Raw genomic sequence first — 24,910 nt, 5'->3', positions numbered from 1 at the left:
GTTTTCTTCATATCGCAGTGGGCCTGAGCGAATATAGTCCGCTCGGGCCCACTGCTCGTGGTGTCGTGAAGTCACTCATCCATGCCAAGCGCGCGTCCACTAGCGCGTTCCACAGCTAGAGTTCAACGCACGCCGAATACGACCTCGCACAATCTCTGGCAGTGCTCTGCCAAGTCATTGGCAGCGTTTTGGTAGTCAGCAAAGAGCTGATTGGCATTGGAAGGCGGGTCTTTTTCCAGCCAGGCTCGCAGAATATCTGCGGTGAGTTCCGGGTGGTATTGGACACCCACGACACTGCCCCACCTCATGACATGCACGTATTTATCCGATCGCGCCAGCGCAACTGCATGTGCGGGGAGCTCGCTCACCGCATCGCCATGGTCAGCGTAGACCCATTCAGCCGTCACCTCCGTCAAGGGATCGTCTGCGTCTTCCTCCCAAAAGATCTGGGTCAGGCCAACCTCGGGCCCCTCGGCTGCTGCGACCGCGACGCTACCACCACCTGCGACCACCGCCAACTGCATCCCCAGGCACACGCTCAAGGCTGGGACGGATTCCTCGTGACAGCGTCGCAGGATGGAGCGAACGTCTGCCAGCCACGGCCAGGCACTGTCGGCGTAAGCGTTCTCTGTGCCGCCCAAGACCACGATTGCCGAGGGCAGTGCCTCCTGCCCCGCCGCCATTGCCTGCAGTGCGGTGTGATCTTCCCACATGCGCACGGTGGTGGCGTGTGGAGCGTATTCCAGGATGCGTCCGGGTGGGCAGTTTTCGGCGTGCTGGATAATGAGGATATCGGCTCGGAGTGTCATAGGAGGCATCCTAACTTACGTCGGATTCAGCCTTTACCCATCCTGGAGCGCTTTTACGGGTGCCTAGTGTTGGAGGGGCGGCCCTAGCGTGATGCTGGGGCCGCCCCTCTGCAGTGATTCCACCTTCTCCGAGGTTGTGGATTACTGTTCGCGTTGAGCCAAGGCAGCCAATGCGCCACCTGCTGCCATGAGTTCAGCGTAGGTGCCTTCCTCAACTACCCGTCCGTTGTCCATGACGATAATGTGGTCGGCATTTTCAATGGTGGAGATACGGTGAGCGATCACGATGAGGGTGCGCCCATCAGTTGCCTGAGCAATACCGTCGAGCACGGTCTTTTCCGTGGCGGCGTCGATCTGTGAGGTTGCCTCATCAAGGATAGTGATAGGCGTTTCACGCAGGAGGGCACGCGCGACAGCCAGGCGCTGACGCTGACCACCCGAGAGGCGCTCGCCCATTTCCCCTACAACGGTATTCATGCCGTCAGGTTCGTTGGCGATCCATTCACTCAGGCCGACCTGTGCACACACGCGCTCAAGGTCAGCATCGGTGGCCTCGGGACGGGCAAGCAGAAGGTTTGCGCGGATGGAGTCGTTAAAGACGTGCGGGCGTTGGGGCGCGTAGGAGATGAGGTTGCGGAGGTGTTCCAGGCTAAGGTCACGCACGTCAACCTCGCCAATACGAACGCTACCGGAGGTGGGATCCCACATGCGGTCAAGCAGAGCCGCCAAGGTGGACTTGCCAGAACCCGATGCGCCAACAATCGCGGTCATCTTTCCGGCGGCAAGGCGCACGTTGACGTTGTGGAGAACCTGAGGACGCTCGACCTCGGGCACTGGGTCGGAGTTGACTGCGCCCGCGTCCACAGCCGGGTAGGTGAAGGAGACGGCCTCGATAATCATGTCAGCCGAAGCGTCTACCTCAGCGTCGCGGGGTTGCGCGGGGTCGGCAACGAGCGGGGTGCGCTCGGTGATGGAGAAAACTCGGCGGGCCGAAGCGTAGGCCTGATCGAGGTCGGCAACGAAGTCTTCCACTGCCAGCACGGGGGCGAAAGCTCCCAGGGCGACACCCAAGGCTAGGCCCACCTGGCCGGGGGTGAGGATACCGGCAGCGACCTGGTGAGCGCCCATCGCAAAGACGGCGACCAGCGCGCCTGCGAGCAGACCCTGGTTGAGGCCACGGCGCACCGCAACATATCCCATGGTGGTTTTCAGGCCGCGTGTGATGCGCTCTTCAATGCGTGACATTTCCGCTAGACGTGCTTCCTGGTAGCCAAAAGCCAGAACTTCACGCACGCCTTGGACGGAGTCGGTGACGTGGTGAGCCAGAGTGCCGCGAGCGCGACGCAGCTCAGTGGCAGCAGCGTCGGTGGCCTTCGAGCCCAGCAAAGGCACGATAATCCCGACAACTAGCAGGAAGGGCAGTAGGGTCAAGGAGACCTGCCAGGACACTGCCACCCCCAGGTAGGTCAGCATGATGATGGGGGCGATGACGGCGGTGACGATGGGGGCGAGGGTGTGGGCGAAGAATACTTCGATCCGGTCCACGTCCTTGGTCACGCGCGACATGAGATCGCCTGAGTCCAGGCCTTCGGTTTGCGCGGGCGCTTGGGGTTCAAGCGCGTCGTAGAAGTAGTTGCGAAGCAGGGCCAGGGAGCGGAAGGCAACGTAGTGCCCGCTGTATTGCTCAAGGTAGCGCAGGATGCCTTTCGCCAGGGACAGGCCGACGAGGGCGGCGGCGATGGTTCCCAGGGAGACGGTTGCGCCTTCTGCCATGCGCGAGGCCAGTGCCCAGCCTCCGATGCCAAAGAGTGCGGCACCGGCCAGGAGGGCAAGGAGGCGGAAGATCATCGACAGACCCAGCGGTGCAATGACGGAGCGGGCAACCTGCAGGAGGCGTACGCTCAACTCCCAGCGGGTGTGGGGAACGCTGCCCTGGGAGGTGTGTTCCTGGTGGGTTTGCTCCCGGGAAGCTTGATCCAGTGAAGTGGAGGAGTGTGTCATCGCTGCGCTCCTGCGGGTGCCGGTTCTGCCACTGCCTCATCGGTGGAGGCAGCGTTGGAGGATGAAGGGGTGTTAATGGCGGCCAGGTCAATGCGACGGTCGGCGTCGTCAATGGTGGCGGCGCGGTGTGAAATGGTCAGCGTCGTAGTGTTAACGCTGAGCTCTCGCAGTGCGGCCAGGATTTCACGTTCAGATTCGAGGTCAACGTGGGCGGTGGGCTCGTCAAGGAGCAGGTAGGGCGCACCCTTGAGGATGGCGCGTGCGATAGCGACGCGCTGCGCTTCGCCGCCTGAGAGGGCTGCTGCGCGTTCACCGACTTGGGTGTCAAGGCCCTGCGGGAGGCGTTCGAGCAGGTTGGTCAGGTGAGCGGCGTTGAGCGCTGCGATAAGTTCGTCATCGGTGGCGGCTGGGCGGGCGATGAGGAGGTTGTCTCGCAGCGTGCCGGAGAAGAGGTGGGTGGTTTGTTCGACGACGCCGATGCGTGAGCGTACCCAGGCCAGGGGTGCCTCGGCCAGGTCAATGCCATCAATGAGGACGCGGCCAGCGTTGGGGCGGCGCGCACCCTGGATGAGGGCAGAAACGGTGGACTTGCCTGCGCCAGAAGGCCCAACGAGGGCGGCGCGTTCGCCGGGGGCGACGCAGAGGCACAGGTCAGTCAAGACGGGGGTTTGTCCGTCGTAGCTGAAGTTGACGTTTTCGCAGGTGAGGGTGCCGGGGGCGGGCAGTTCGGTGGGAGCCTGCACACCGGGGGCATCGCTGACTTCGGGTTCTTGGCTGGTGAAGCGTTTGATTTCCTTGGTGGCGGCGATGCCACCCATGCCGATGTAGAAGAATTGTCCGACGCGGTCAAGGGGGTCCAGCATGATGGAGGCGAGCAATACCATGGCAACGCCCTGGCCTGCGGTGATGGCGCCGCTGTCGTAGCGCCACAGAGCCAGGATGACTGCGCCGGTGATCATGCCAAGAGAGAAGACAGAGTCAACGACGAGTAGGACAAGCTGGTTACCCGCCAGGTACTTCATGACCTTTTGGCGGACGTTTTCGGCTGCCTCGGCAAGGGTGAGGCCCATGCGCTTGCCTGCGTTCATGAGGACGAGGGCGGACAGGCCTTGGATGGCGTCGAGTTCTTGGGCGGCTAGTGCGCGTGAGGAGGCGCGGTATCGGCGTGAGACGGGCTTAAAGGCAGCCTGGAAGGAGCCGATACACAGTGGCACGAGGGGCACGGAAATGGCCATAATGCCTGCTGCAACGGGATCAATGAGGGCGCCAATAATGATGAGGATGAGGGCTGGGGTGGCCAGGGAGGCGAGCATAGGGCCAACGAAGATGGATTTGTAGGTTGCGGAGCGTTCGACGCCGTCGGTTGCGGTGTTGACGATCCGGCCTGCGCGTTCCTTGGTGCGTTCGGAGGCGCCCAGAGTGAAGACGTGGTCGACGACGGCGTGCCGTGCTTCGATTTCGAGGCGGGGCATGAGGTAGCCGCCGATGACGCTGGCGAGGGCGGCCATGAGTCCTGCTGCGATGGTGGTAGTAACGGCCCAGGGGAGAACGGTGACGGTGGCGCCGCCGATCATTTGGTCAATACCCTGCCCGATGAGCAGGTATGTTGCCGCTAGGGCGATGGATGAAAGCCATGTGCAGGCCATGATTGACCACTTATTCACAGTGATGCCTTCCCTCTCATGAATTAAGACAGCTTAGGCTTACCTTATTCACTTTTTGACACCTTGTCACCTTCCTGGACGAAACTGTGACGAGTGTCAGATCCTTTTCTCTGCTAGCGCAGTCTCAGTCTTTTACCGGAGGATTCAAATCCGCACGCCACCTGCGGCCTTCTACGTCCAGCGCTTCTTTCTAGCCTTAAACGCACATCGCTTTCAGACTTCCTACAGCAAACATTCAGCTCAGTTGAGGATGCTGCATAGTGGCGATTTACGCCACCCCAACTCAACCAGAAAGTACCCTCATGTTCGGATGGCTCAAACGTACCTTCGGCTCAGAAAAAAGCTCATCGGCGGCCTCGTCCTACGGGGCCACTTCCACAGCCCCCGAACCTTCTTTCACCGTGCCGGAGGAATCAACGAACCTGAGTTTTGTTCTTCTGAAAGGCTCCCCTACCGAGGAAAACCTTCGCGAAACACTCATTCATGCTGGTCTTACCATTGATGAGCAAGACGACGCGGAGAACGCCGACGAGGACGCTCCCCTCACATTCTTCGCCTCCCGCGAGGGCGTAACCTACATGATCTCGCACTTCCCTGCCCCGATTCCCGATGGCGAGGCTGAAGCGGTCGCGCACCCCTTCTTCTGCGACAGCGACTCCATTGAAGGCTACGATCAGCACCTCATTGTGGCAGCCATGTATTCCCTCTCTGAGCGCTCAGAGCCCAGTACCACTGAAGAGGCCATTGCCGCTATCAGTGACCATGCTGACGTTGTGGCTCACCTGCTTGGCCTTCCCGAAGCGGTGGGAGTCTACTCAGGCCGCGTTGCCACAACCTTTGATGCGCGATCCTACCGTCAAGCCGTCCTGGAGGACCCTTTCCCACCCATCTTTATCTCTCCGTTGTGGGTCAACACTGATGGGACGAATATGCACTTTTACTCCTTCGGCTTGAAGGATGTTGGACTTCCTGATCTTCAGGTCATCAAACGCCCATCAGACAACATTGACCCGAACGAAATCTACGGCTATCTCATGGATATTCTCGCCTATATCCTCCAAGGCAATCGAATCCATGCGGGTGAAACCTTGGGGCGCACCGCAGAAGAAAAGTTCACGACCTCTTGGCAACCCTGGGTTGTTGACGAGGGGGAAACCGCTTTACAGATTGACCTGAATCTCTGAGGCTCCCCAATTTTGACCGTCACAAATAGTTCTGCCCTGTCGCACCTCTGTGGTGCGACAGGGCAGAACGCATGCAGGCGTAGGTGCGCCCCTCAGTCAGTGCGCCTCAGCAGATCCTATACATCCAGCCGTAGGGGTCTTCTGCTGTGCCCATCTGGATGTCCGTGAGCTGAGTGCGGATTGCCAGGGTGGACTCCCCTACCGGCAACTCCACGTCAAATCCCTCGCCTGCCAGGCGCGTAATGGGGGTGACAACGGCTGCGGTGCCACAGGCAAAGACCTCGCGCACGGTGCCGTTGGAGATCCCATCAACCAGCGCAGACAGTTCAATCTTTTCTTCACGCACTTCCACACCGCCATCACGCAGCAGACGGCAGATCGCGGAACGGGTGCCGCCTTCAAGGATGACGCCCGACAGTTCAGGAGTGCGCACGCTGCCATCGGCCATGACAACAAAAACATTCATGCCGCCCAGCTCTTCCAGGTAGCACTCCTCGTAGGAATCAAGGAAACAGACCTGGTTGAAACCACGTTCGGCGGCCTCTTGCTGAGGCAGCAGGGAAGCAGCGTAGTTGCCACCAACCTTAGCTGTGCCCGTCCCACCGGGACCTGCACGGTGGAAGCCCTTCACTACCCAGATGGACACACCGGCCACGCCCCCCTTGAAGTAGGGGCCAGAGGGCGAGCCGATCACGTAGTAGTCGAGTTCTTGAGCAGCGTGGACGCCCAGGAAGGCTTCGGAGGCAAACATGAAGGGGCGCAGGTACAGGCTCGATCCCGGCTCGGAGGGCACCCAGCGCTCATCGGCGCGCACGTAGTCCACGATGGAGGCCACAAAATCCTCGGCCTCCATCGGGGGCATGGCCATACGCCATGCGGAGTGGTTGAGACGGGCGGCGTTGTATCCGGGGCGGAAGGTCCACACGGAGCCGTCCTCGTGGCGGTAAGCCTTGATCCCCTCGAAAGCCGACTGACCGTAGTGAAGTACCGCTGCGGCAGGCGAGAGGGCAAGCGGAGCGAAAGGAATAATCTCCCGCTGATGCCAGCCCTGCGCCGCCGACCATAGCATATGGGCCATATGGTCGGTGAAGCGGCTGCCGAAGGACAGTTCACCCATCACCTGCTCGTATTCGCTTTGCGAGGCCGGAGCGGGGTTGGGAGTCAGGGGAAAGCGCCCGGCAAGCTCGTCGGCGGAGGGAAGAGGCATGCTTCCCAGGCGTTCAAGTTCAGTGGGGGTGTGGTGCTGCGACATTGGAGGTCCTCCTCAGAGGTGCGGAGCGCATAACTGACAGATACTGCACTAAGAATAGGCCCCAATCCACAGGCGAATTGAGGCCTATCCGGCATGTGACCCTTTCACACTCTTCCTAAGATGTAGACCCCTAGAAGTGTGGTGGGATGCTGCTTTGCGTGGGAGATAAGGCCAGTCTCTGCCCAGGGTGTGCGTTTCACGGCGTGAAACGCACACCCGTAGGTGACGAACACTCAGGGCAGCAGATCATTGGTCCAGGCTCCGGCGGTATCACCAACTGGTGCGTCAAAGAAGTCACCTTCAAGCATCCATGTGGTGTAGCCGTTCACCAGTTCTTCCTGAATCTCACCCCAGCGCCCCTCAGGGGTGAACCACGAATCGCGGATTTCACGCACTGAGGCGCGCAGAACTGCCGGATCAATGTGGCACATCGGCACCGTCATCGCGTCCACGGCGGCGTCCTCGTCAGCCATGGCTGCGTGATACCCCTTAGCCGCTGCCGCCAGGAAATGACGAACGAACTCCGGGTTGCGTTCTAGCAGGTCTTCGCGCACGCACAGGAAGTAGGAATGATGTGGCGCAACCTTCACCGCATCAAAGTCAAGGATGACAACGTCCTCGGGAGCGGTATTGCCTTGGAAGGGCTCCCAGGCGCGCACGTTAATAATGGCATCCCAGTGTCCCTGCTCAACAGCGCGGATGTCCGGTTCCCACACGCCACTGCCCGGATCAAGGACGCTCACCTTTGAGAAGTCTCCGCCGTCGGCTTCGACGGCCTGTTGGAGTTCGCGGATGAGACGATCAACGGGTGGGATTGCCACCGTTTTGCCTTCCAAATCAGCAAAGCGGCGGATTCCGGTCTGCAGAGTGGTGATGACAGCACCGAGTTGCCGTTGGTTAAGAGTGGCGACGGCAACGAACGGTGTGCCGGTCAGGCGCGATTCGAGAAGTTGTCCCAAACGCAGTGATGCAACGTGGTACTCGTTGCGGGCCAGAAGGGCGGCAGCGTCCCCTCGATCCCAGCCATCCGAAATCAGTTCCACGTCCAGGCCTTCGGCGGCAAAGAAGCCCTTTTTTCGAGCGAGGAAGAGGCCGGCATGATTGGGCCAGGGGTGGACGTATTCGAGGCGTACGCGTGTGACGCTCATGGGTTCAACCTTTCCGTGGAGTTTTGAGGGGAAACTGTGGGTGCTTCGACAGTGCGCGGTCAGCATGCCTTGTCGGTTGAGGCGTGAGCGGAGGCAATGTCGTCAGCGGGGGCTGGTGTCGGTGGGGCGCGGTTTCTCGTCGGCCATGATGCTGCCCAACCATTGCGTAAAAGACTGTCCTTCTGTGGTGTCAAACCAGCGAGTGTGCGCGCCAAAAAAGACCTCCAGGCTCCAAGTGGCGGCCTGTGCATTGCGCAAAGTCCCCCACTGGTAGCTGATCCAATTCAGTGCTGCTTCTGCCTGCACCAGCGGCATGATGGCGGGCAGGAGTGCCCGCTCAAGGCTGTTCAGTGGGCGCAGGCTTTCATAGCCGTCGATGATTGCCTGAGCAACGTCGCGACGGACGGCCTCAAGGTTTCCTTCACCGATTTCTAGCCAAAGGAAGGCGTTTCGTTCAATGGCGACAGCCAGGTCGTAGACGCTCCAGTTCCGGTCGGCCAGCCCGAAGTCGATAATGCTCTCGGCATTGGTGGAGCCCTGCTCCCACATGAGGTTGGAACAGTGAAGATCACCGTGAGTCCAGGTGGTCGGCACAGGCTCCCCATGTTTGCCAAGAATTGCGTCAATGTGGGCAACGTGAGGGCGATGCCGCTCAATGAGTGCGCGTATATCTACCCCGCGTTCACGGAAGAAGTCGGCAACGTGCGGACGTTGTTCAATCCACGCCTCCATCCGCTCGTCAAGTGTTTGTGCTCCACCAGCGAAGAGGTCAAAGCGCGATTGGTAGACCGCAGGAGCAGTGCGGGGCGCCTTATAGTCGGCGCTCAGCAGGGCAATGCGCGCACATTGCCGCCCGATGTCGCGGGCCTCATCACAACTGCGTGGTGGTAGCCAGGAGTGGGTGTCGCGATAGCGGTCTTCTCCGCGAGCACCCTCGCAGGCCTCCCACAGCGCCTCCCCCTCAGCCCATACTGTGCCTCCATTGGCAAAGGTGTGGAAAGGTGGGGTGGGTAGGCCGTTGGCAGCCAGGTGGTTGACATAGTGGTGGGTGGCGGTCAGGTGCTCGGAGCTGACGGCACTGGCCGCGTAGCGTTTGAGGAAGAGTGGCCCGCGGTCGGTGTCAATGAGCGAGGCCGCAGCGGTGGGCCGGGTGGAGATGCTCAGGATCGTGGTGGCGTGGGCGGGAACGGAGAGTTCAGCGCACACTCGTTGAGCGTCCTCAATGGTGATCGGCGCCCACACTGGGGACAGATCGAGGGTGCGGGCCTCTTCAACCTCAGATGATGCGGTGCCATCCGAAGTGCCGTCAGATGGGGCGCCGCCAGATGTGGCACCGCCAGATGCGGCACTGTCAGATTGGGCAGTGTCAGATGCAGTCCCTTTCGGCTTTTCGTCCCTTCTTTGCTGCGCACCGCATGCGTGATTGGGGTCGGTCATCTGCCTGTCTCCTCACCGCCACCGCGCCTTGTGGGCTCGGCGCATGGAACCGTGTCATCCGTGCCTTGTTATCCATATGCACGGAAGGCTCCCGTGGGAGTGTGGCAGTGCGTCCCTTCGCTGGCATGACCCAGATCAGGTTCACCGGTCGGAGGCGCTACCTCCCTCTCAGCCTCTACGTGAGGCTCCCGTGCACCCAAAAGTATACCCCTGAATGGCATCTACCCCCGCCTGCCTCTTCCTCTGGCAGGCGGGCGGGGGTAGGTGTTGGTAGCGGCAGAAATGCGCCTTTCAGGCCAGTGCCGCCACCAGATCGTCTCCGATTTGCGAGGTTGACCGCTGCAGCGGCCTTCCGGCAGCGGCGGCTTGGGCGCGGCGATCCATGTCAGCGCTGATAGCGGCCTCGACGCGGCGGGCGGCGGCCTCGTAGCCGCAGTGCTCCAGCAGCAGCGCAACGGAGGCGACGGTGGCCGTAGGGTCCGCAATGCCTTGTCCGGCAATGTCGGGGGCAGAGCCGTGAACGGGTTCAAACATGGAGGGGAAGGTGCCATCAGGGTTGATATTGCCCGAGGCGGCAAAGCCGATGCCGCCGGTGATGGCTCCTGCCTCGTCTGTGAGGATGTCGCCAAAAAGGTTGTCGGTGACGATAACGTCAAAGCGGCCCGGGTCAGTGACCATGTAGATAGTGGCGGCGTCAATGTGGCAGTAGTCGACGCTGACCTCGGGGTAGTCGGTGTGCAGGCGCTCAACGGTGCGTAGCCACAGGCCGCCGGCGTGCACGAGGACATTGTGCTTATGCACGAGGGTCAGTTTTTTGCGCGGGCGCGCATTGGCTTTTTCAAAGGCGTAGCGAACCAGGCGCTCCACTCCGAAGGCTGTGTTGACGGAAACCTCGGTGGCGATTTCTTGGGGAGTGTCCTTGCGGAGCACGCCTCCGTTACCGATGTAGGGGCCTTCGGTGCCTTCGCGCACGACGACGAAGTCAATAGTGCCGGGGTTGGCCAGGGGGGAGGGCACGCCAGGGTAGTGGCGTGAGGGGCGCAGGTTGACGTAATGGTCGAGGTCGAAGCGCAGCCGCAGCAGTAGTCCGCGTTCGAGAACGCCCGAGGGGACGGACGGGTCGCCCACGGCACCCAGGAGGATCACCTGGTGTTTCTTAATGGCGGCGAGGTCCTCGTCGGTGAGGGTGTCACCGCTTCGGTGGTAGCGTTCTGCGCCCAGATCGTAGGTGGTGGTTGCAAGTTCAACGCCTTCAGCGTCGAGGGCGGCTCGCAGGACTTTCAGGCCTTCGGGGACGACCTCTTTGCCGATGCCGTCGCCGGGGATTACTGCAACATCAAGTGTGGTCATGCCTCCATTGTGTGCGTGACTGTGAGGGGCTGGTGAAAGCGTCCGAGATGTGGCGACGGTACAAGGGGATGACATTTGGTCGCACCTAGTGGCAAGAATGGAGCCTTTTTCGACCTGTTTTCCGCCACCAAGTGCGACCAAGACGTGGACCCGGGAAGCCGACTTCCTCAGGCGCGGGTGTCAGGTGAGGACATCGGCCAGGAAATCCTCGACGGCGCAATAGTACGCCTCTGGTTGGTCGCGGCGTACGCAGTGCCCGGCCTTTTCGACGATGGCCCAGCGGACAAGGGGGTTGGTGACGGCTTGCCTTTGCGGTGCCATGGGCGCCGGTTCAGGGAGGATGAGCAGTGTGGGGACGGACAATGCCTGATAGGTGTCTTCCGTGTAGCAGGGCAAGAGCCCTAAACCACCGCGCAGGTAGCCTCGATCAACCAGGGGCTTGCATTCGGCCCACGCGTCAATCTCTGCTTGGCTCCAGGATGTTTCGCGCTTCATACGTGCGACTGCCATCTGGCGTTGCGTAACACTGTTCATGGACTCAACGAAGGCGAGAGTCTCCTGCGCAAAGTCCTCCAGAGGCGCGTCAAACATTGGTTTGGCGGGGTCCTCAAGAACGAGGGCGCGCACAAGTTGGGGGTGTTCGCTCGCAATGGATAGAACGAGGTTTGCGCCCATTGAGTGCGCGACAATGATTACCGGTTCGGTGCTTGTTCGGATAATGTCAAGCAGGTCATCTCGCATGATCTCAGGGCAGTGTGAGAGTTCCTCTGGCATGAAACGTGGTGACTCACCGTGGCCTCGAAGGTCAGGGGCAATAATGTGGAAGCGCCTCCCCCAGTGCTCAACTGCGTCAGGCCAGGTTGTGCCTGCCTCCGTCAGTCCGTGAACAAGCAGAATCGGTGGCGCAATGCCTTCAGGTAGACCGTACTGGTGGACAGCAAGTGGTAGCCGCTGAGGTGTCATTGGCCCAGTCTAGGCAGACACGCCACGAAATTTCATTGCCTTGCATCCAGGAGGAAGGCCGGGCGCACGATGAGTGGGCCTCCTGCTGTTGGCAGGAGGCCCACCCATCTAGGCATAACGCTTCGCGGCTTCGCGGATCTGATCAACGTAAAGGTAGAGGTCTTCTACTCCGTCGATATCTACTCGTGTCATGTTTCGTTCCTCGTCGAGGAATGCGATCCACTTCGTACTCTTTGCGTTGAAGTAGCAACGCAAAATGGGCTTACGGTTGTTGTCGTCGGCAAGAACCGTGAAGTATGACTTGGCATCTCGGTACCCAATACGAGCAGGATCAAGTTCCGCGCATGCAATGGCCTTGATAATGCGGAAGGCATGAAGCTCTTCCTCCGTCGTAACCACGTCGGATACGTTGGTGATCTCCTGCTCCTCAGGAGAACTCTCGGGTTCAGCTTCTTCGTCATTTGGAGCCATGGAGAGAACAACATTCTCGTCAGCGCCAAGTGCTGTCTTGAGTCGGTCATTGATTCGCTCACTAAGGTACTGACGAAGCGCCTTCTCGACAAGGCTCGTAAACTTCTCTTGGATTGCCTGTGTGCATCGTCCCTCGTACACTCGACTCACCCAAAAACGCACAAATTCTGGTGACGGTTCCTTGAACTCATTAGCGATGTTTCGGCGAAGCGCACCTAGGTACTTCAGCTCTTCGGCCGCATTAATAACAGAGGATAGGTCAAAGCGATCTTTCGTCAGCTTGCGCAAGTCAGGAAGAATTGTCTCATCGATGTCTTCGAGATCTAGTACAAGAAAGGGCTTACTATCCATCTTGTTCGGGGCGTCAAGATCGGTATAGAAGTTCCATACCTTGCCATTAGTCAGGACTGCAATGCGCGCTGAAGTCACACCGAAGTATCTGTAGAGCTGAGAGGCATGCTCGAGTTTAAGCGCCACACTAGCCGCCTTACATTCGATGAGAATCTGCATCTCGCCGGAAGTCATGATGGCGTAGTCAATTTTCTCGCCGCGCTTAATACCAACGTCAGCGGTGTACTCTGGGATTACCTCTTGAGGATTGAATACGTCGTAGCCGAGCACGTTTGAGATGAACGGCATGATGAGTGCGTTTTTCGTTGCTTCTTCGGTTTGAAGCGAATCCGCATGATCTTTAACTTTGCCAGCCAGCAAAGTTAGTGCATCGGTGAACTCCATTGCAGCTCCATGTGTCTAAAACGGCCACGCCTCTTTCGCGACCTGTTCTATCTAATCACGATCTGCAAAAATATAGATAATTTTTTCCTCTGTGTCTTCATGATTTTTCATTGTCAGCGGCATATAGATGAGCCCCGCAGGCAATGACCATGCTTCATCATGGCCTGCGGGGCTTCTTCGATTCTATTGGCAGAGACGAGCGTTTCTGCGGAACTCTACCTGTGATTCACTCAGTTCCCGAACTGTTTCTGCCCTGCTTCGAGAACGTCCTTCATCTGGGCGTCCCCGGTGTAGACAGGCACAAGGTTAGGGGTGAGGTATTCGGTCAATTGCGGCCAGGTTCCTGTGGAACGCTGGCCAACAACACCCTTGAATGCCTCGTCAAAGGCAACCTTCACTTCCTCGCGGATGTCTTCGGGGAAGGAGTCGAAATAATGATCTTGCGAGGCCTTCAGCGCCGGATACGAGCGCCCGACATGAGCCATGTGATCTTGAGCTTCCTTGGACACAAGGGCACCCAGGACCTTCAAAGCCGCTTCACGCTCAGCCCCCTCACAGGACGAACCAATACCGAAACCAGAGCCAAGCACCAAACCCAACGGTCCCGCCTGCCCCTGAGGCAAACGAGTAGCTCCAGCTGTAAAACCAGCTTCGTTGGTGTAGTTCTTGCGGGCGTTCCAGGTACCAGCGATTGCCATACCAACATTTCCCGCGAGGAATTGCTCCTCGCCCCAGGCTGTTTCCGACGCTGATGGTGCAGGATCGGCAACCTTCTCCTTCGTGACCAGGTTGGCGTACCATTCGGCGGCTTCAAGGAATTTCGGGTTTGTCAGGTCTAGCTTGCCGTCCTCGTTGACGGGTTGCAGACCGGACATCGCGATCGGCATAGCCAGCCACTGGTATTCACCCAAAGCTATGCCAAAGCCCTTGTGTTTCTCGTTCGTGAGAGCCTTCGCCGTTGAGAGGAACTCGTCGAAACTCCACCCGCCCTTGGGGGCCTCGATACCCGCTTCAGCCACCATGTCCTTGTTGTAGAACATGAGCATGGCAGCGACATCGTAGGGAATACCGTAGAGTTTGCCATCATGGCTGAGGATCTCGAAAGCTCCCTCAGCGAAATCATCCTCACTGATGCCTGCGATCTTGAGGTCCTCCTCACTCAAGGGTGAGAGCGCCTGATGGAAAGCACTGACGCGCTGGCCATTCATGGAGGTCAGGCACGAAACATTCCCCGATGACATATTTGCTGTCAGTTTCGTGAAGTAGTCTTCCCAGCCAGAGGTGCGCAGCTCAATGGACACATCGGGATTTTTCTCTCGGGCGATTTCGGCGGTCTTTTCAAGCCATTCGACTTCCTCGGCTCCGCTGGCCCACATATCCCACACGAGGTGGACCTTTCCGTCTGCCGTGTTGCCTGATGCTGAGGATGTGGGTGCTGTGCCGCCACCACACGCGGCCAGAGTCACGCTGGTTGCAGCCGCGAGGGCGACAAGGCTCATTGTCAGAGTTCGTCGTGTCATAGTGTTCTTCTTTCACTCAAGGGGAATCCCGCCTTTGGAAGTCCCCGCGATGGTGTCACTTGGAGTCCTCAGAGAGGATCAATTCAATGACGGGCAGGATCGTCTCTGGTGCGCGGGTAGGAAGCGTCAAAGTCAGTGTTCCTTCCGGCTGCCCTCCCATGCGGGTGGCGAAGGCTTCCTTGTTCGGGTCATGGACGTCCATGCGTAGTTCCGAACCGTCGTTGAGGAGGCGTGCGAAACGTACTTTTCCTGCCAAGCCCGGCAGGTGAAGGTGCCCGAAAGGCCAGTCGAAAACGTGGAGGTAGAGGCGGTTGCCTCGTTGGGTGTAAACGGTATTGGGCGGTGGGGTGAAGGATGAGGCTCCCGCTCCGACGATCGCCCGAGCGTGCAGTCGCATCCACTCCCCCACCTGCTGCAAAATCCGGCGGTCGTGAGCGGTGATAGCGCCGCGCCCATCGGGGCCGATATTAAGCAGAAGGTTGCCGTTCTTTGAGACGGTGTCGGCCAGCATCCGCAGAATCATGCTGATGGGCTTGAAGGAGGTGTTATCGCGGTCGTACCCCCAGGAGCCGTTGAGGGTCTGGCAGGCTTCCCAGCGCACGGGTTCGCCGTCAATTGTCATGGGCGAGGTCGGCTGGTATTGCTCGGGTGTGACGAGGTCGCTGGGGATGTCGAGTCTGTCGTTCATGATGATGGTGGGTTGGAGTTCGCGGCATAGGCGTTCAAGTTCAACCGATCCCCAGTCATCTCGCCCCTTTCCTTCCCAGCCGTCCTCAACGCGCGGGTAGGAGAAGTCAAAAAAGAGGTAGTCGATGGTGCCGTAGTTCGTCAGGAGTTCGCGGACCTGCGCGTGCAAGTAGTCGCGGTAGCGGGAAAAATCCTTCGTGGCGTTGTCGTCACGGGCGGTGGGGTCGTCTCTGCGTGGGTGGTTGAAGTCGACGGTGAAGTCTGTGTGGTGCCAGTCCAGAAGCGAGTAGTACAGGCCGACTTTGAGGCCTTCTGCCCGGAGCGCTTTACACCATTCGGCAACCAGGTCACGTCCTTGGTGCTGGACGGAGTTGTAGCTGGTGTGCGCCGTGTCGAAGAGGCAAAAGCCGTCGTGGTGTTTGGTAGTGAGCACAGCATAGGTCATGCCCGCCTCGCGGGCATGTTTGGCGATCTCGCGGGCGTCGAAAAGGTCGGGGTCGAAAAACTCGGCGTATTGTTCGTACTCGTTGACCGGTGTTTTTTCGTACCACATCACCCATTCGTGCCTAGCGGCAACGGAGTACAGGCCGAAGTGGACGAAGAGGCCAAGCCTGGCGGTGTCGAACCATTCGGTGTGGGGGTGGTGTTGGGCGGCAGGGTGATGCGTTGACATCGATGTCTCCTGATTGTTGTGCGTCCGAACGCTTCTTTGCGCGCGGCGCACACCCTGTTGCGGGGCGGGGTGCGTCCTTGCCACCCGCCCCAACAAGGTGTGATGGGAATAACTGTAACTCTGTCTTTCTGGTGCGTCTTTGTCAGTATTCAACAGTTTGAGATGCCTTTCCCCTCATCTACACCTTCAACCCGCCACAACACACAGGGACCCTCCTGGAGGAATTTCCAGGAGGGCCCCTTGTGCTTCAGCAGTGATCGCCTCGTCTGAAGCAGATCACGTCACGTCACTCAGCGGGCGGCAGAACCATCCGTGTAATCAGCATCAGCCTGAGCCCAGCCGAACTTAGCGCGCAGCTCCTTACCGGTAGCCTCAATCGGGTGGCCTTCGCCCTCGGCGCGCAGGGCCTTGAACTCCAGGCCGCCATTATCCTGATCGGCGATGAAGCGGCGAGCGAAGGTGCCGTCTTGAATATCGGCCAGAACTTCCTTCATGGCTTCCTTCACCTGCGGGCCAATGACGCGCGGGCCAGAGACATAGTCACCGTACTCTGCGGTGTCAGAAATCGACCAACGCTGCTTGGTGATGCCGCCCTCGTTAATGAGGTCAACAATGAGCTTGAGCTCATGTAGCACCTCGAAGTACGCCATTTCGGGCTGGTAGCCGGCCTCAACCAGGGTCTCGTAGCCGTACTGGATCAGGCGGGAGACACCACCGCACAGGACTGCCTGCTCACCGAAGAGATCGGTTTCGGTTTCTTCAGTGAAGGTGGTCTGGATAACGCCAGCGCGGGTGCCACCAATAGCCTTGGCGTAGGACAGGGCCAGGTCCAGGGCTTGACCGGAGGCGTCCTGTTCGACACAAACGAGGGCGGGTACGCCTCGTCCGTCAACGTACTGGCGGCGCACGGTGTGGCCGGGGCCCTTGGGGGCAACCATGCACACGTCGTGGTCGGCGGCGGGGGTGATGTACCCGTAGCGGATATTAAAGCCGTGGGCGAAGAAGAGGGCAGCACCTTCCTTGAGGTTCGGCTCGATCTGCTCAGCGTAGACATGACGCTGCACCTGGTCGGGGGTGAGAATCATGACAACGTCCGCATTGCGGACGGCCTCGGGGATGTCAGCAACAGCCAGGCCTGCGGCCTCGGCCTTCTCCCAGGACGCTGAGCCGGGGCGTAGCGCCACGACGACGTCCACGCCGGAGTCCTTGAGGTTGAGCGCGTGGGCGTGGCCCTGAGAGCCGTAGCCGACGATTGCGACCTTCTTGGACTGGATGATCGACAGATCAGCACCGTCGTCGTAAATGATGTCGGCCATTGGTCACTTCTCCTTCAGTTGGTCGGTAATCGAGCGTTGTCCGCGGCCAATAGCCACAGCACCCGACTGAACAATTTCTTTAATCCCGTAGGGTTCAAGCGCTGCAGCCAGCGCCTCCAGCTTAGACAGAGAGCCGATCGATTCGATGACAACGGTCTCTGCTTGGACGTCAACGACATGAGCGCGGAAGAGGTCCACAATCTGAAGGACAGAGGTGCGGGACTTCTCGTCGGCGCGGACCTTGAACATCACCAGGCGACGCTCCAGCGAGGTTTCCGGCTGGAGTTCAACAACCTTAATGACGTTGATGAGCTTGTTGAGCTGCTTAGTGACCTGCTCAAAAGGCAGATCATCAGCCTTGACGATAATCGTCATGCGTGAGATTTCAGGATGCTCGGTTTCACCCACGGTCAAGGACTTAATGTTGAAGGCGCGCCGGGCAAAGAGGGCTGAAACACGCATGAGCACGCCGGGCTTGTTTTCAACAAGAACGGCAAGGGTACGCAAACGGGCCATCGGTCAGTCCTCCACATCCCAGTCGGGGGCCATGCCCTGGGCATAGCGAATATCGTCATTGGAAACGCCTGCAGCAACCATCGGCCACACCATCGCGTCCTTGGAGACACGGAAGTCAATAAAGACCGGCCGATCGTTCACCGACAACGCCCATTGAATGGCGTCGTCGACCTCTTCAGGCGTGCGCACCACGCGCGCCTCAATGCCATAAGCGTTGGCCAGCATCGCAAAGTTGGGGATCTGGTCGCCGTCAGCGGGGTTGAGCGTAGTGTTGGAATAGCGCTTGTCGTAGAACAGGGATTGCCACTGGCGCACCATGCCCAGCACCGAGTTATTGATGAGCGCGACCTTGATGGGAATGTTGTTCACCGTGCAGGTGGCAAGCTCCTGGTTGGTCATCTGGAAGCAACCGTCACCGTCAATAGCCCACACAACAGCATCCGGTTGACCAACCTGTGCGCCCATCGCGGCGGGCACGGCAAAGCCCATGGTGCCCAGGCCAGAGGAGGACAGGAAGTGCCGGGGCTTTTCGCAGCCAATGAACTGTGCCGACCACATTTGGTGCTGGCCAACGCCGGTCACATAGTAGGCGTCGGGGCCGGTCAATTCGCTCAGGCGCTGGATAACGTACTGGGGCGCGAGCATTCCGTCCTTGGGGTCAGTCCACCCCATGGGGTAGCGGTCGCGCAGCCGGTTGAGGTAGCGCCACCATCCTGATAGGTCCGGGCGTCCAGCCTTGGTGTAGGCGCCGGGGAGTTCGTCAAGCAGCGCCTCAATGACCATTTTCAAGTCACCGACGATTGGAATGTCAGCAAAGCGGTTCTTGGAGATTTCGGCAGGGTCAATGTCCACGTGGACAACGCGGGCGCGGGGCGCGAAGGAGTCAAGTTTGCCGGTCACGCGGTCATCGAAACGTGAACCCAGCGCGATAACGAGGTCGGCACGTTGGAGTGCGCCTACTGCGGCCACTGTACCGTGCATGCCGGGCATACCAAGGTTGTGCGAGTCAGAGTCGGGGAATGCGCCGCGAGCAGTGAGGGTGGTGACGATTGGCGCGTCAGTGAGTTCGACGAGGGCGGCAAGCTGTTCAGAAGCGTTGGCGCGAATCAAGCCGCCGCCGACGTAGAGCACGGGAGCTTGGGCTCGTACGATTTCTTCGGCAGCCGCGCGGATTTGCTTCTTGTGGGGCTTGCCCGCGTAGCGGTAGCCGGGAAGTTCCATAGCCGGCGGCCAGGAGAATTCCATTTCAGCAACCTGCGCCGACTTCGTAATATCCACAAGGACAGGTCCGGGGCGTCCAGTTCCTGCGATGTGGAAGGCCTCAGCTAGGCGGGCTGGAATCTCCTGGGGGTCTGTGACAAGGAAGGAATGCTTCGCCAGGGGCATGGATGCGCCCACGACGTCGGCCTCTTGGAAAGCGTCGGTGCCAATGAGAGAGGCACCCACCTGACCGGAGATGACGACCATCGGAATGGAATCCATATTGGCGTCAGCGAGGGCGGTCAGCACGTTCGTTGCGCCGGGGCCGGAGGTGACGATCGCACACCCGACCTTGCCTGTTGCCAGCGAGTAGCCTTCAGCGGCGTGACCGGCGCCTTGCTCGTGGCGAATAAGAATGTGGCGAATCGAGGAGTCCATCAGCGGGTCGTAGGTCGGCAAAATGGCGCCACCGGGCATGCCAAAGACATCGGTTACCCCGAGGGCTTCCAGGCTTGCGATGATGGCTTGAGCCCCTGTCATCGTCTGAGTCTGTGCAGTGTCTTTCACCGCTGTGTCCTCTCCTTGTGTTGGTCGCTGATCGTACGTCTTGCCTTCGCCCGTCCCTTTCTTCGTTGTTCCCTCACGGCGTTTACGAAGCAGGTGTTGCGCTCAGGCTATGAAAAAATCCCCTCCGCGACGTCGTGTGCGTGGGGATAAGGCGTACGATCCACCCTTAGTCGGCAGGAATCGTACGCCTGTCTACGATCAGGCGAACAATCAGAGCCGAATTGGTTTCAATCACACCTCCACGTTAGGACTATCAGCCCGCATCTTGCGGCCCGTCTCACAGTACGGAACTCTCTTTTTTCTCCGATCTGCTGTTTTGGAAGCTCGTGGACTCGTTTCCTCAGGTCAAGAGTCGTAGTGTGGAAGTGCTATCAAAGCCGAGTCGAATCGTGTTGGAGTCTACGACGGTGTTGACCATATTTGAATTCCTAGCGAACAGCCCCATCCTCACCCTGTTTATTGTGATCGGCGCGGGCATGATGGTTGGTCACCTTAAATACAAGGGGATCAGTCTTGATGCCGCTGCAGTTTTGTTCCTCGCAATCGCCCTCGCTGCCGCAGCCCAACACTACGGAGTGTCTATCAGAATCCCCCACGAGATTGGACTCCTCGGCCTGGCATTGTTCACATTCGCGATCGGCATTAACTCCGGCCCCTCGTTCTTCCATAATCTCCGCACTGCTGTGGGGCCTATTCTGCTCATGCTGGGGGTCTACGCTTTCACCGCTATTGTCGGCGTGGCACTCGGGCGAGCGTTGGGGATGCCCCAGTCATTGATTGCTGGCACTTTTGCTGGCGCCCTGACGAATACTCCGGCTCTTGCTGCTGCCGGTGAGGCCTCCGGCGATCTGGGTACGGCCACAGTTGGTTACTCGATCGCCTATCTTTTCGGCGTCATTGGGATGCTCGTGGCCTCTATCGCGGCACTGTCGTATGGCAAGAACGACAAGGACGCCCCCAGCCCTTTGGCTAACCGCACCATTCGGGTTCAGCGTGAGGACCATCCTCGTCTGCGCGACATTTACGACGCGATGGATCAGAAGGTGACATTTTCGCGTTTGCGTCGCGGAGAGGAAGGCCCCATTACGAGGCCATCGTTGGCAGACACTCTTGATGCGGGGGACCTCATCTCGGTCGTTGGCCCAGCCGAGGCAGTCACTCGCGTAGCAACAGAACTCGGTCATTTAAGTTCAGCTTCCTTGACCACTGACCGCTCCTACTTGGATTTTCGCCGCATGACTGTGTCGAATCCAGAGGTCGCAGGACGGCCCCTGAGTGACCTGCATCTGTCGTCGCGTTTTTCTGCGACGATCTCGCGTGTGCGCCGCGGTGATGTTGATATGTTTGCTGATCCTCATTTGGTCTTGCAGTTGGGTGACCGTGTGCGCGTCGTTGCTCCGACTTCGAAGATGCGCGAGATTACGAAGTTCTTTGGTGACTCCTCCCGAGGCCTCTCCGATCTCAATCCCATCGCCCTTGGCGTGGGTATGGCCCTTGGTATCCTTCTGGGCAATATTCCAATCCCGATGCTTAGTGGCGGCACTTTCTCGATTGGTGCTGCGGCTGGCACTCTGATCGTCGGTTTGTTCTTCGGCCGTGTCGGCCGTATCGGTCCGATGGTGACGGCTCTTCCTTTCACCTCGTGTCAGGTGCTGGCCAACCTGGGTCTGTTAATGTTCCTGGCTCAGGCAGGCGCATATGCTGGCGGGCAGATTTCTGAAGCCTTTGCGTCGGGCACCTGGATGTCAATCCTGCTTCTAGGTGCGGCAATGACCACTACTGCCGCCGTTGGTATGTTCGTACTGATGCGTTGGCTCATCAAGATGGGCGGCACGCAGCTATCGGGCTTGCTGGCTGGCATGCAAACCCAGCCGGCGATTTTGGCCTTCGCAAACGGCAAGACGAATGCTGATCCGCGTGTGGCGCTCGGCTACGCCCTGGTGTATCCCGTGGCGATGATTGGCAAGATCCTGATTGCCCATATTCTGGCCTCGCTCTAAGGGTTTTTGCACCCTCACGCAGGTGAACGGACGCTCCTATTTTCTCATCACTGGAGCGTCCGTTACCTTTTCGTGATCTTTTGGGTTCGCTCTGTTAACCTGCTGGACACTTTCGTCCCCAAAGATGGGAGCCGCAAGTAGCACCACATCGTGAGGAAAACTCCACCGTGAAAACTTCTGAGCCACTCGCAGCCACTCCTGGCCTAGGCCAGCGACTCCTCGGAGCCGACTGGAAGTGGCATACCTTCTTTGGCGCAATCCTTGTTGCCGCCCTGATCTGGTTTGGCGCATGGTCCTTCGGATACGTCCAAGGCAGCGAGAACCGCATCCTGCTCCTTCTCACTGTTCTTTTCGGCGTTTTTATGGCCTTCAACATCGGTGGTAACGATGTTGCCAACTCCTTCGGAACCTCCGTGGGGGCTAAAACTCTCACGATGAAGCAAGCGCTCGTCGTCGCCGCAGTCTTTGAAGTCTCAGGCGCTGTTCTGGCTGGCTCTTCTGTGACGAAGACCGTCCGCAGCGGCATTGTCGACCTCGAATCCATCACTCTCGACCCACGCGACTTCGTGTACATCATGATGGCCGCGCTCCTGGGCGCAGCCCTGTGGCTTCTTTTCGCCACCTGGCAAGGCCTTCCGGTGTCCACCACCCACTCCATTATTGGTGGTATCGTCGGCGCAGCCATCGCTATCGGCATCCGCACCGGCGCTGGCGGCCTCGACATGGTTCAGTGGGATCAAATCGGCCAAATCGTCATCTCATGGGTGCTCTCTCCTCTACTTGGCGGTATCGTCGCTTACGCTCTCTATAGCGCCATCAAGCAACACATTTTGGTTTACAACGATCACGCCGACGCCAAGCTGCGTGAAATCAAGACCGAGCGCGCAATGCACAGGCAGCGTCACCGTGAGCACTTCGACCGCCTGAGCGAATTGCAGCAGATCTCGTACACCAACATGATGGCGCGTGACGCTGTCACCCTGAATCTTCCTGACTTCGACTACGAAGAACTCGAATCGGACTACTACCGTGAGCTCTACCGCATCGAGGAAAAGGCCGAGGGCATCAACGCGCATAAGGCGCTATTGACCTGGGTGCCGATGCTGGCTGGCCTTGGCTCCATGCTGATTGCCTCAATGCTGATGTTCAAGGGCCTGAAGAACCTGAATCTTGGTGTCGACTCCCTTGGAACCGCCCTGATTATCGCCATGATCGGCGCTGCCGTCTGGATGGCCGTGTTCATCATCGCAAAGTCCCAACGTAAGAAGGACCTTGCTAAGTCCACCTTCACCTTGTTCGCATGGATGCAGGTCTTTACCGCTGCTGCCTTCGCCTTCAGCCACGGTTCCAACGACATTGCTAATGCGATCGGTCCTTTCGCTGCGATCTTGGATGTTCTCCGCAATAACGCGATCCAGTCAACGTCCTTTGTTCCCCCGGCACTGACACTGATCTGTGGTGTTGCCCTGGTGTCAGGCCTGTGGTTTATTGGCCGCAACGTCATCAAGACCGTTGGCTCCGGTTTGACAGAAATGCACCCTGCTTCTGGTTTCACTGCAGAACTCGCTGCCGCTGCCGTCGTCATGGCTGCTTCCCTAGCAGGATTGCCCGTGTCCTCCACGCACATCCTCATTGGTGCTGTCCTAGGTATCGGTATCGTGAACCGCGCCGCCAACTGGGGCCTCATGCGTCCGATTGCTCTGGCGTGGGTGATTACCCTTCCTGCGGCTGCTGGCGTCTCTGCTGTGGCTGCCTTGACCCTGAAGGCTGTCTTTGGCTGATCGGGCATGGTTCCCATGAACCCAGCTCTGTGACAAGCAGCATGAGGGCCGAGGAACACTGTTCCTCGGCCCTCATCTTTTTGCCTTGATGCTCAGTAGCGCATGGGCAATGCTTCCAGGCGTGGCACGCCCTTTGGTGTTTCCATCAGCCATTCGCGGTCGGTGAGCATACGCGAGATTGACAAGCCCACGCCAATGGCGGACACCACGAAGAACACCTCAAAGAGTGCGGCTAGGGCCTCGCTCGTATTACCGCTCGAGAGGAAGGCCAGTGCACGATAGAGGGGAACACCTGGGATCATGATGACAACCGCTGGAACCGAGAGGGTCACGCGAGAGAATCGGGTACGTTGTGCCACCCAGATAGCCAGCAGACCGGCAACGAGTGCGGCAACACCAACGGCAGCCTGGTTAGGGATTGTGATCTCGTCGCGCAATAGCAATCGGGCTGTGTTCACCACAGCGCCAATACTGGCTGCGGCAGCACAAACCTTTGGAGGCGAGTTGAAAAGCATCGCGAAGCCAAAGGCGGCGATGTAGCTCGTAATAAAGCGCAGAACGTACAGGACCGATCCTTCGACAGGGACAACATACTCCTGGCGAAGTGTCCATTCAAAGGCCAGCGATAACGCCCATACGGCCACGCCCGCACTCACGAGAAGCATTGAAACGTAGGTGAGTCGGGCAATGCCGCTTTGGAAGTCATGGCGTACAAGGTCGATGATCCCAGTTACCAGCGGGAAACCGGGCACCAGGAAGAGGATCGCAGAAATAATGCCGGAGTGATGGGTTGCAGCAACGTGGAAGATGAGGTCGAGGAGGTGAAGTCCACCGATGTAGACAAGAGCAGCCGTCAGACCGCACAGCATCCACACGCCAAAGTGGTTCATTCGACGATGAAGAAGTTGGCGTCGCACGAACTGACCGACGAAGGCCGCGATGGCGACCACGCTACATTCGATGGGGCCACCACCATTGAGGAAGGCGAAAGCTGCACAGGCAAGGCCGGAGGCAAGCGCGTTAGGAAGCCAGCCGTACAGTGGTTTGACGGTGTCAATTTCGTCGAGGGCGGCGTCCACGTCCTCGACTACTGCGCGGGTACCTCGCAAGGATTCAACGTAGTTGACAAGGCGGTCGATACGGTCGGCGTTAATTCCAAGAACGCGGTTCTCAGCGAGCTCAGTTCGGAAGGTGCCATTTGCGTAGGCGGTGGTGAGGATTTCACTGTAGGTGACCTGTGCGCGGTGTTCCTGAATACCCACTGCACGTGCAAGTTGGGCCATGGAATACTTCACGCGGAAGGCGCTCGCACCTGATGAGAGCAGCATCTGTCCCAGGCGCAAAACCACGCGGCTTTGGTGTGCAAGGCGGTCATGAGCCTGCACGCGCTGCATGGTCATAGATGCGTCTTCTTCTACGGTAAAAGACTTCGGCATCGGTTCATGTTCACTCATGACCACTAGTTTTTCACGCGCACTGTCAGATACAGGGGGTGTTTTGTCCTAGCGGCGACGTGATGGAGATTAAACTTTTCCGCATCGTTGCGTGTTGTGGTGTGTGGGTGTGTTTGAGCCCCGCCGATGGGGTTGTTGGCGGGGCTCGAACGTGTTGGTTGTGTTGCGGCGGTGTCCTACTC

At 59.0% G+C, this 24,910-nt stretch carries 17 protein-coding genes, 1 pseudogene and 1 riboswitch; of the genes and pseudogenes, 3 read left to right on the top strand and 15 right to left on the bottom strand.

Annotation, left to right across the window (positions count from 1 at the left end):
* Positions 1-122 precede the first annotated feature (122 nt).
* The 3 genes from EII11_RS08975 to EII11_RS08965 all read right to left on the bottom strand — a co-directional run bounded on the left by EII11_RS08975 (position 123) and on the right by EII11_RS08965 (position 4,474).
* Positions 123-809, bottom strand: a complete 687-nt coding sequence (locus EII11_RS08975) for a type 1 glutamine amidotransferase (protein ID WP_165867129.1) — start codon at positions 807-809, stop codon at positions 123-125.
* Between the two features lie 141 nt (positions 810-950).
* Positions 951-2,810 carry a thiol reductant ABC exporter subunit CydC gene (cydC, locus tag EII11_RS08970; RefSeq protein ID WP_124871786.1) on the bottom strand — a complete coding sequence of 620 codons (1,860 nt, stop codon included), beginning with the start codon at positions 2,808-2,810 and terminating at the stop codon, positions 951-953.
* The gene (locus tag EII11_RS08965; protein ID WP_124871783.1) at positions 2,807-4,474 is read right to left on the bottom strand and encodes an ABC transporter ATP-binding protein/permease; all 1,668 of its coding nucleotides are present in this window, start codon (positions 4,472-4,474) and stop codon (positions 2,807-2,809) included. The genes cydC and EII11_RS08965 overlap by 4 nt, the downstream gene beginning before the upstream one ends.
* A 260-nt stretch (positions 4,475-4,734) precedes the next feature.
* Here EII11_RS08965 and EII11_RS08960 point away from each other — a divergent pair, with 260 nt between their 5' ends.
* On the top strand, positions 4,735-5,658 hold the full coding sequence (locus EII11_RS08960; protein ID WP_124871780.1) for a DUF4261 domain-containing protein: 924 nt from the start codon (positions 4,735-4,737) through the stop codon (positions 5,656-5,658).
* Positions 5,659-5,764: 106 nt separating this feature from the next.
* Here EII11_RS08960 and EII11_RS08955 read toward each other — a convergent pair whose 3' ends face one another.
* The 11 genes and pseudogenes from EII11_RS08955 to EII11_RS08905 form a co-directional block, all read right to left on the bottom strand.
* The gene (locus tag EII11_RS08955) at positions 5,765-6,910 is read right to left on the bottom strand and encodes a branched-chain amino acid aminotransferase (RefSeq protein ID WP_124871777.1); all 1,146 of its coding nucleotides are present in this window, start codon (positions 6,908-6,910) and stop codon (positions 5,765-5,767) included.
* A 233-nt stretch (positions 6,911-7,143) separates the two neighbouring features.
* A complete protein-coding gene (locus EII11_RS08950; RefSeq protein ID WP_124871774.1) occupies positions 7,144-8,058 on the bottom strand; it encodes an ABC transporter substrate-binding protein in 915 nt (304 codons plus the stop codon).
* Positions 8,059-8,160: 102 nt separating this feature from the next.
* Positions 8,161-9,495 carry a phosphotransferase enzyme family protein gene (locus tag EII11_RS08945; protein ID WP_124871771.1) on the bottom strand — a complete coding sequence of 445 codons (1,335 nt, stop codon included), beginning with the start codon at positions 9,493-9,495 and terminating at the stop codon, positions 8,161-8,163.
* Between the two features lie 94 nt (positions 9,496-9,589).
* Positions 9,590-9,697: riboswitch (TPP riboswitch) on the bottom strand.
* 89 nt (positions 9,698-9,786) lie between these two features.
* On the bottom strand, positions 9,787-10,845 hold the full coding sequence (locus tag EII11_RS08940) for a 3-isopropylmalate dehydrogenase (protein ID WP_124871768.1): 1,059 nt from the start codon (positions 10,843-10,845) through the stop codon (positions 9,787-9,789).
* A 180-nt stretch (positions 10,846-11,025) separates the two neighbouring features.
* A complete protein-coding gene (locus tag EII11_RS08935; RefSeq protein WP_124871765.1) occupies positions 11,026-11,808 on the bottom strand; it encodes an alpha/beta fold hydrolase in 783 nt (260 codons plus the stop codon).
* A 108-nt stretch (positions 11,809-11,916) separates the two neighbouring features.
* Positions 11,917-13,014 carry a type I restriction endonuclease gene (locus EII11_RS08930; protein ID WP_124871762.1) on the bottom strand — a complete coding sequence of 366 codons (1,098 nt, stop codon included), beginning with the start codon at positions 13,012-13,014 and terminating at the stop codon, positions 11,917-11,919.
* A gap of 230 nt (positions 13,015-13,244) precedes the next feature.
* Complete coding sequence (locus EII11_RS08925) at positions 13,245-14,534, bottom strand: ABC transporter substrate-binding protein (protein ID WP_124871759.1); 1,290 nt, start codon at positions 14,532-14,534, stop codon at positions 13,245-13,247.
* Positions 14,535-14,589: 55 nt separating this feature from the next.
* A complete protein-coding gene (locus EII11_RS08920) occupies positions 14,590-15,945 on the bottom strand; it encodes an alpha-L-fucosidase (RefSeq protein WP_276310965.1) in 1,356 nt (451 codons plus the stop codon).
* 239 nt (positions 15,946-16,184) lie between these two features.
* Positions 16,185-17,210 carry a ketol-acid reductoisomerase gene (gene ilvC, locus EII11_RS08915; RefSeq protein ID WP_124871753.1) on the bottom strand — a complete coding sequence of 342 codons (1,026 nt, stop codon included), beginning with the start codon at positions 17,208-17,210 and terminating at the stop codon, positions 16,185-16,187.
* 3 nt (positions 17,211-17,213) lie between these two features.
* Positions 17,214-17,726: an acetolactate synthase small subunit gene (gene ilvN / locus EII11_RS08910; RefSeq protein WP_124871751.1), complete on the bottom strand. Its 513-nt coding sequence runs from the start codon at positions 17,724-17,726 to the stop codon at positions 17,214-17,216.
* Positions 17,727-17,729: 3 nt separating this feature from the next.
* Positions 17,730-19,523, bottom strand: a pseudogene (locus EII11_RS08905) (acetolactate synthase large subunit); the annotation flags it as partial.
* Between the two features lie 377 nt (positions 19,524-19,900).
* On the opposite strand from EII11_RS08905, the gene EII11_RS08900 reads away from it, so the two are divergent.
* Together EII11_RS08900 and EII11_RS08895 are read left to right on the top strand one after the other, a co-directional pair.
* Positions 19,901-21,493: an aspartate:alanine exchanger family transporter gene (locus EII11_RS08900; protein WP_124871746.1), complete on the top strand. Its 1,593-nt coding sequence runs from the start codon at positions 19,901-19,903 to the stop codon at positions 21,491-21,493.
* A 167-nt stretch (positions 21,494-21,660) separates the two neighbouring features.
* Positions 21,661-23,274, top strand: a complete 1,614-nt coding sequence (locus EII11_RS08895) for an inorganic phosphate transporter (RefSeq protein ID WP_124871744.1) — start codon at positions 21,661-21,663, stop codon at positions 23,272-23,274.
* Between the two features lie 92 nt (positions 23,275-23,366).
* Here EII11_RS08895 and EII11_RS08890 read toward each other — a convergent pair whose 3' ends face one another.
* Positions 23,367-24,668, bottom strand: a complete 1,302-nt coding sequence (locus EII11_RS08890) for a threonine/serine exporter family protein (RefSeq protein ID WP_420820451.1) — start codon at positions 24,666-24,668, stop codon at positions 23,367-23,369.
* Positions 24,669-24,910 lie beyond the last annotated feature (242 nt).

The sequence above is a fragment of the Schaalia canis genome (genome assembly GCF_003858455.1).
GTDB lineage: Bacteria > Actinomycetota > Actinomycetes > Actinomycetales > Actinomycetaceae > Pauljensenia > Pauljensenia canis.
Note: the sequence above shows the minus strand (reverse complement) of the source record. Positions and strands in the feature narration are given on the sequence as shown.

Bases quoted from the DNA above. Each gene is read 5' to 3' on its own strand.
- EII11_RS08975 (WP_165867129.1), bottom strand. From the start codon at position 809: ATGACACTCCGAGCCGATATCCTCATTATCCAGCACGCCGAAAACTGC.
- ilvC (WP_124871753.1), bottom strand. From the start codon at position 17,210: ATGGCCGACATCATTTACGACGACGGTGCTGATCTGTCGATCATCCAG.
- EII11_RS08890 (WP_420820451.1), bottom strand. From the start codon at position 24,668: ATGCAGCGCGTGCAGGCTCATGACCGCCTTGCACACCAAAGCCGCGTG.
- ilvN (WP_124871751.1), bottom strand. From the start codon at position 17,726: ATGGCCCGTTTGCGTACCCTTGCCGTTCTTGTTGAAAACAAGCCCGGC.
- EII11_RS08925 (WP_124871759.1), bottom strand. From the start codon at position 14,534: ATGACACGACGAACTCTGACAATGAGCCTTGTCGCCCTCGCGGCTGCA.
- EII11_RS08935 (WP_124871765.1), bottom strand. From the start codon at position 11,808: ATGACACCTCAGCGGCTACCACTTGCTGTCCACCAGTACGGTCTACCT.
- EII11_RS08950 (WP_124871774.1), bottom strand. From the start codon at position 8,058: ATGAGCGTCACACGCGTACGCCTCGAATACGTCCACCCCTGGCCCAAT.
- cydC (WP_124871786.1), bottom strand. From the start codon at position 2,810: ATGACACACTCCTCCACTTCACTGGATCAAGCTTCCCGGGAGCAAACC.
- EII11_RS08930 (WP_124871762.1), bottom strand. From the start codon at position 13,014: ATGGAGTTCACCGATGCACTAACTTTGCTGGCTGGCAAAGTTAAAGAT.
- EII11_RS08945 (WP_124871771.1), bottom strand. From the start codon at position 9,495: ATGACCGACCCCAATCACGCATGCGGTGCGCAGCAAAGAAGGGACGAA.
- EII11_RS08940 (WP_124871768.1), bottom strand. From the start codon at position 10,845: ATGACCACACTTGATGTTGCAGTAATCCCCGGCGACGGCATCGGCAAA.
- EII11_RS08955 (WP_124871777.1), bottom strand. From the start codon at position 6,910: ATGTCGCAGCACCACACCCCCACTGAACTTGAACGCCTGGGAAGCATG.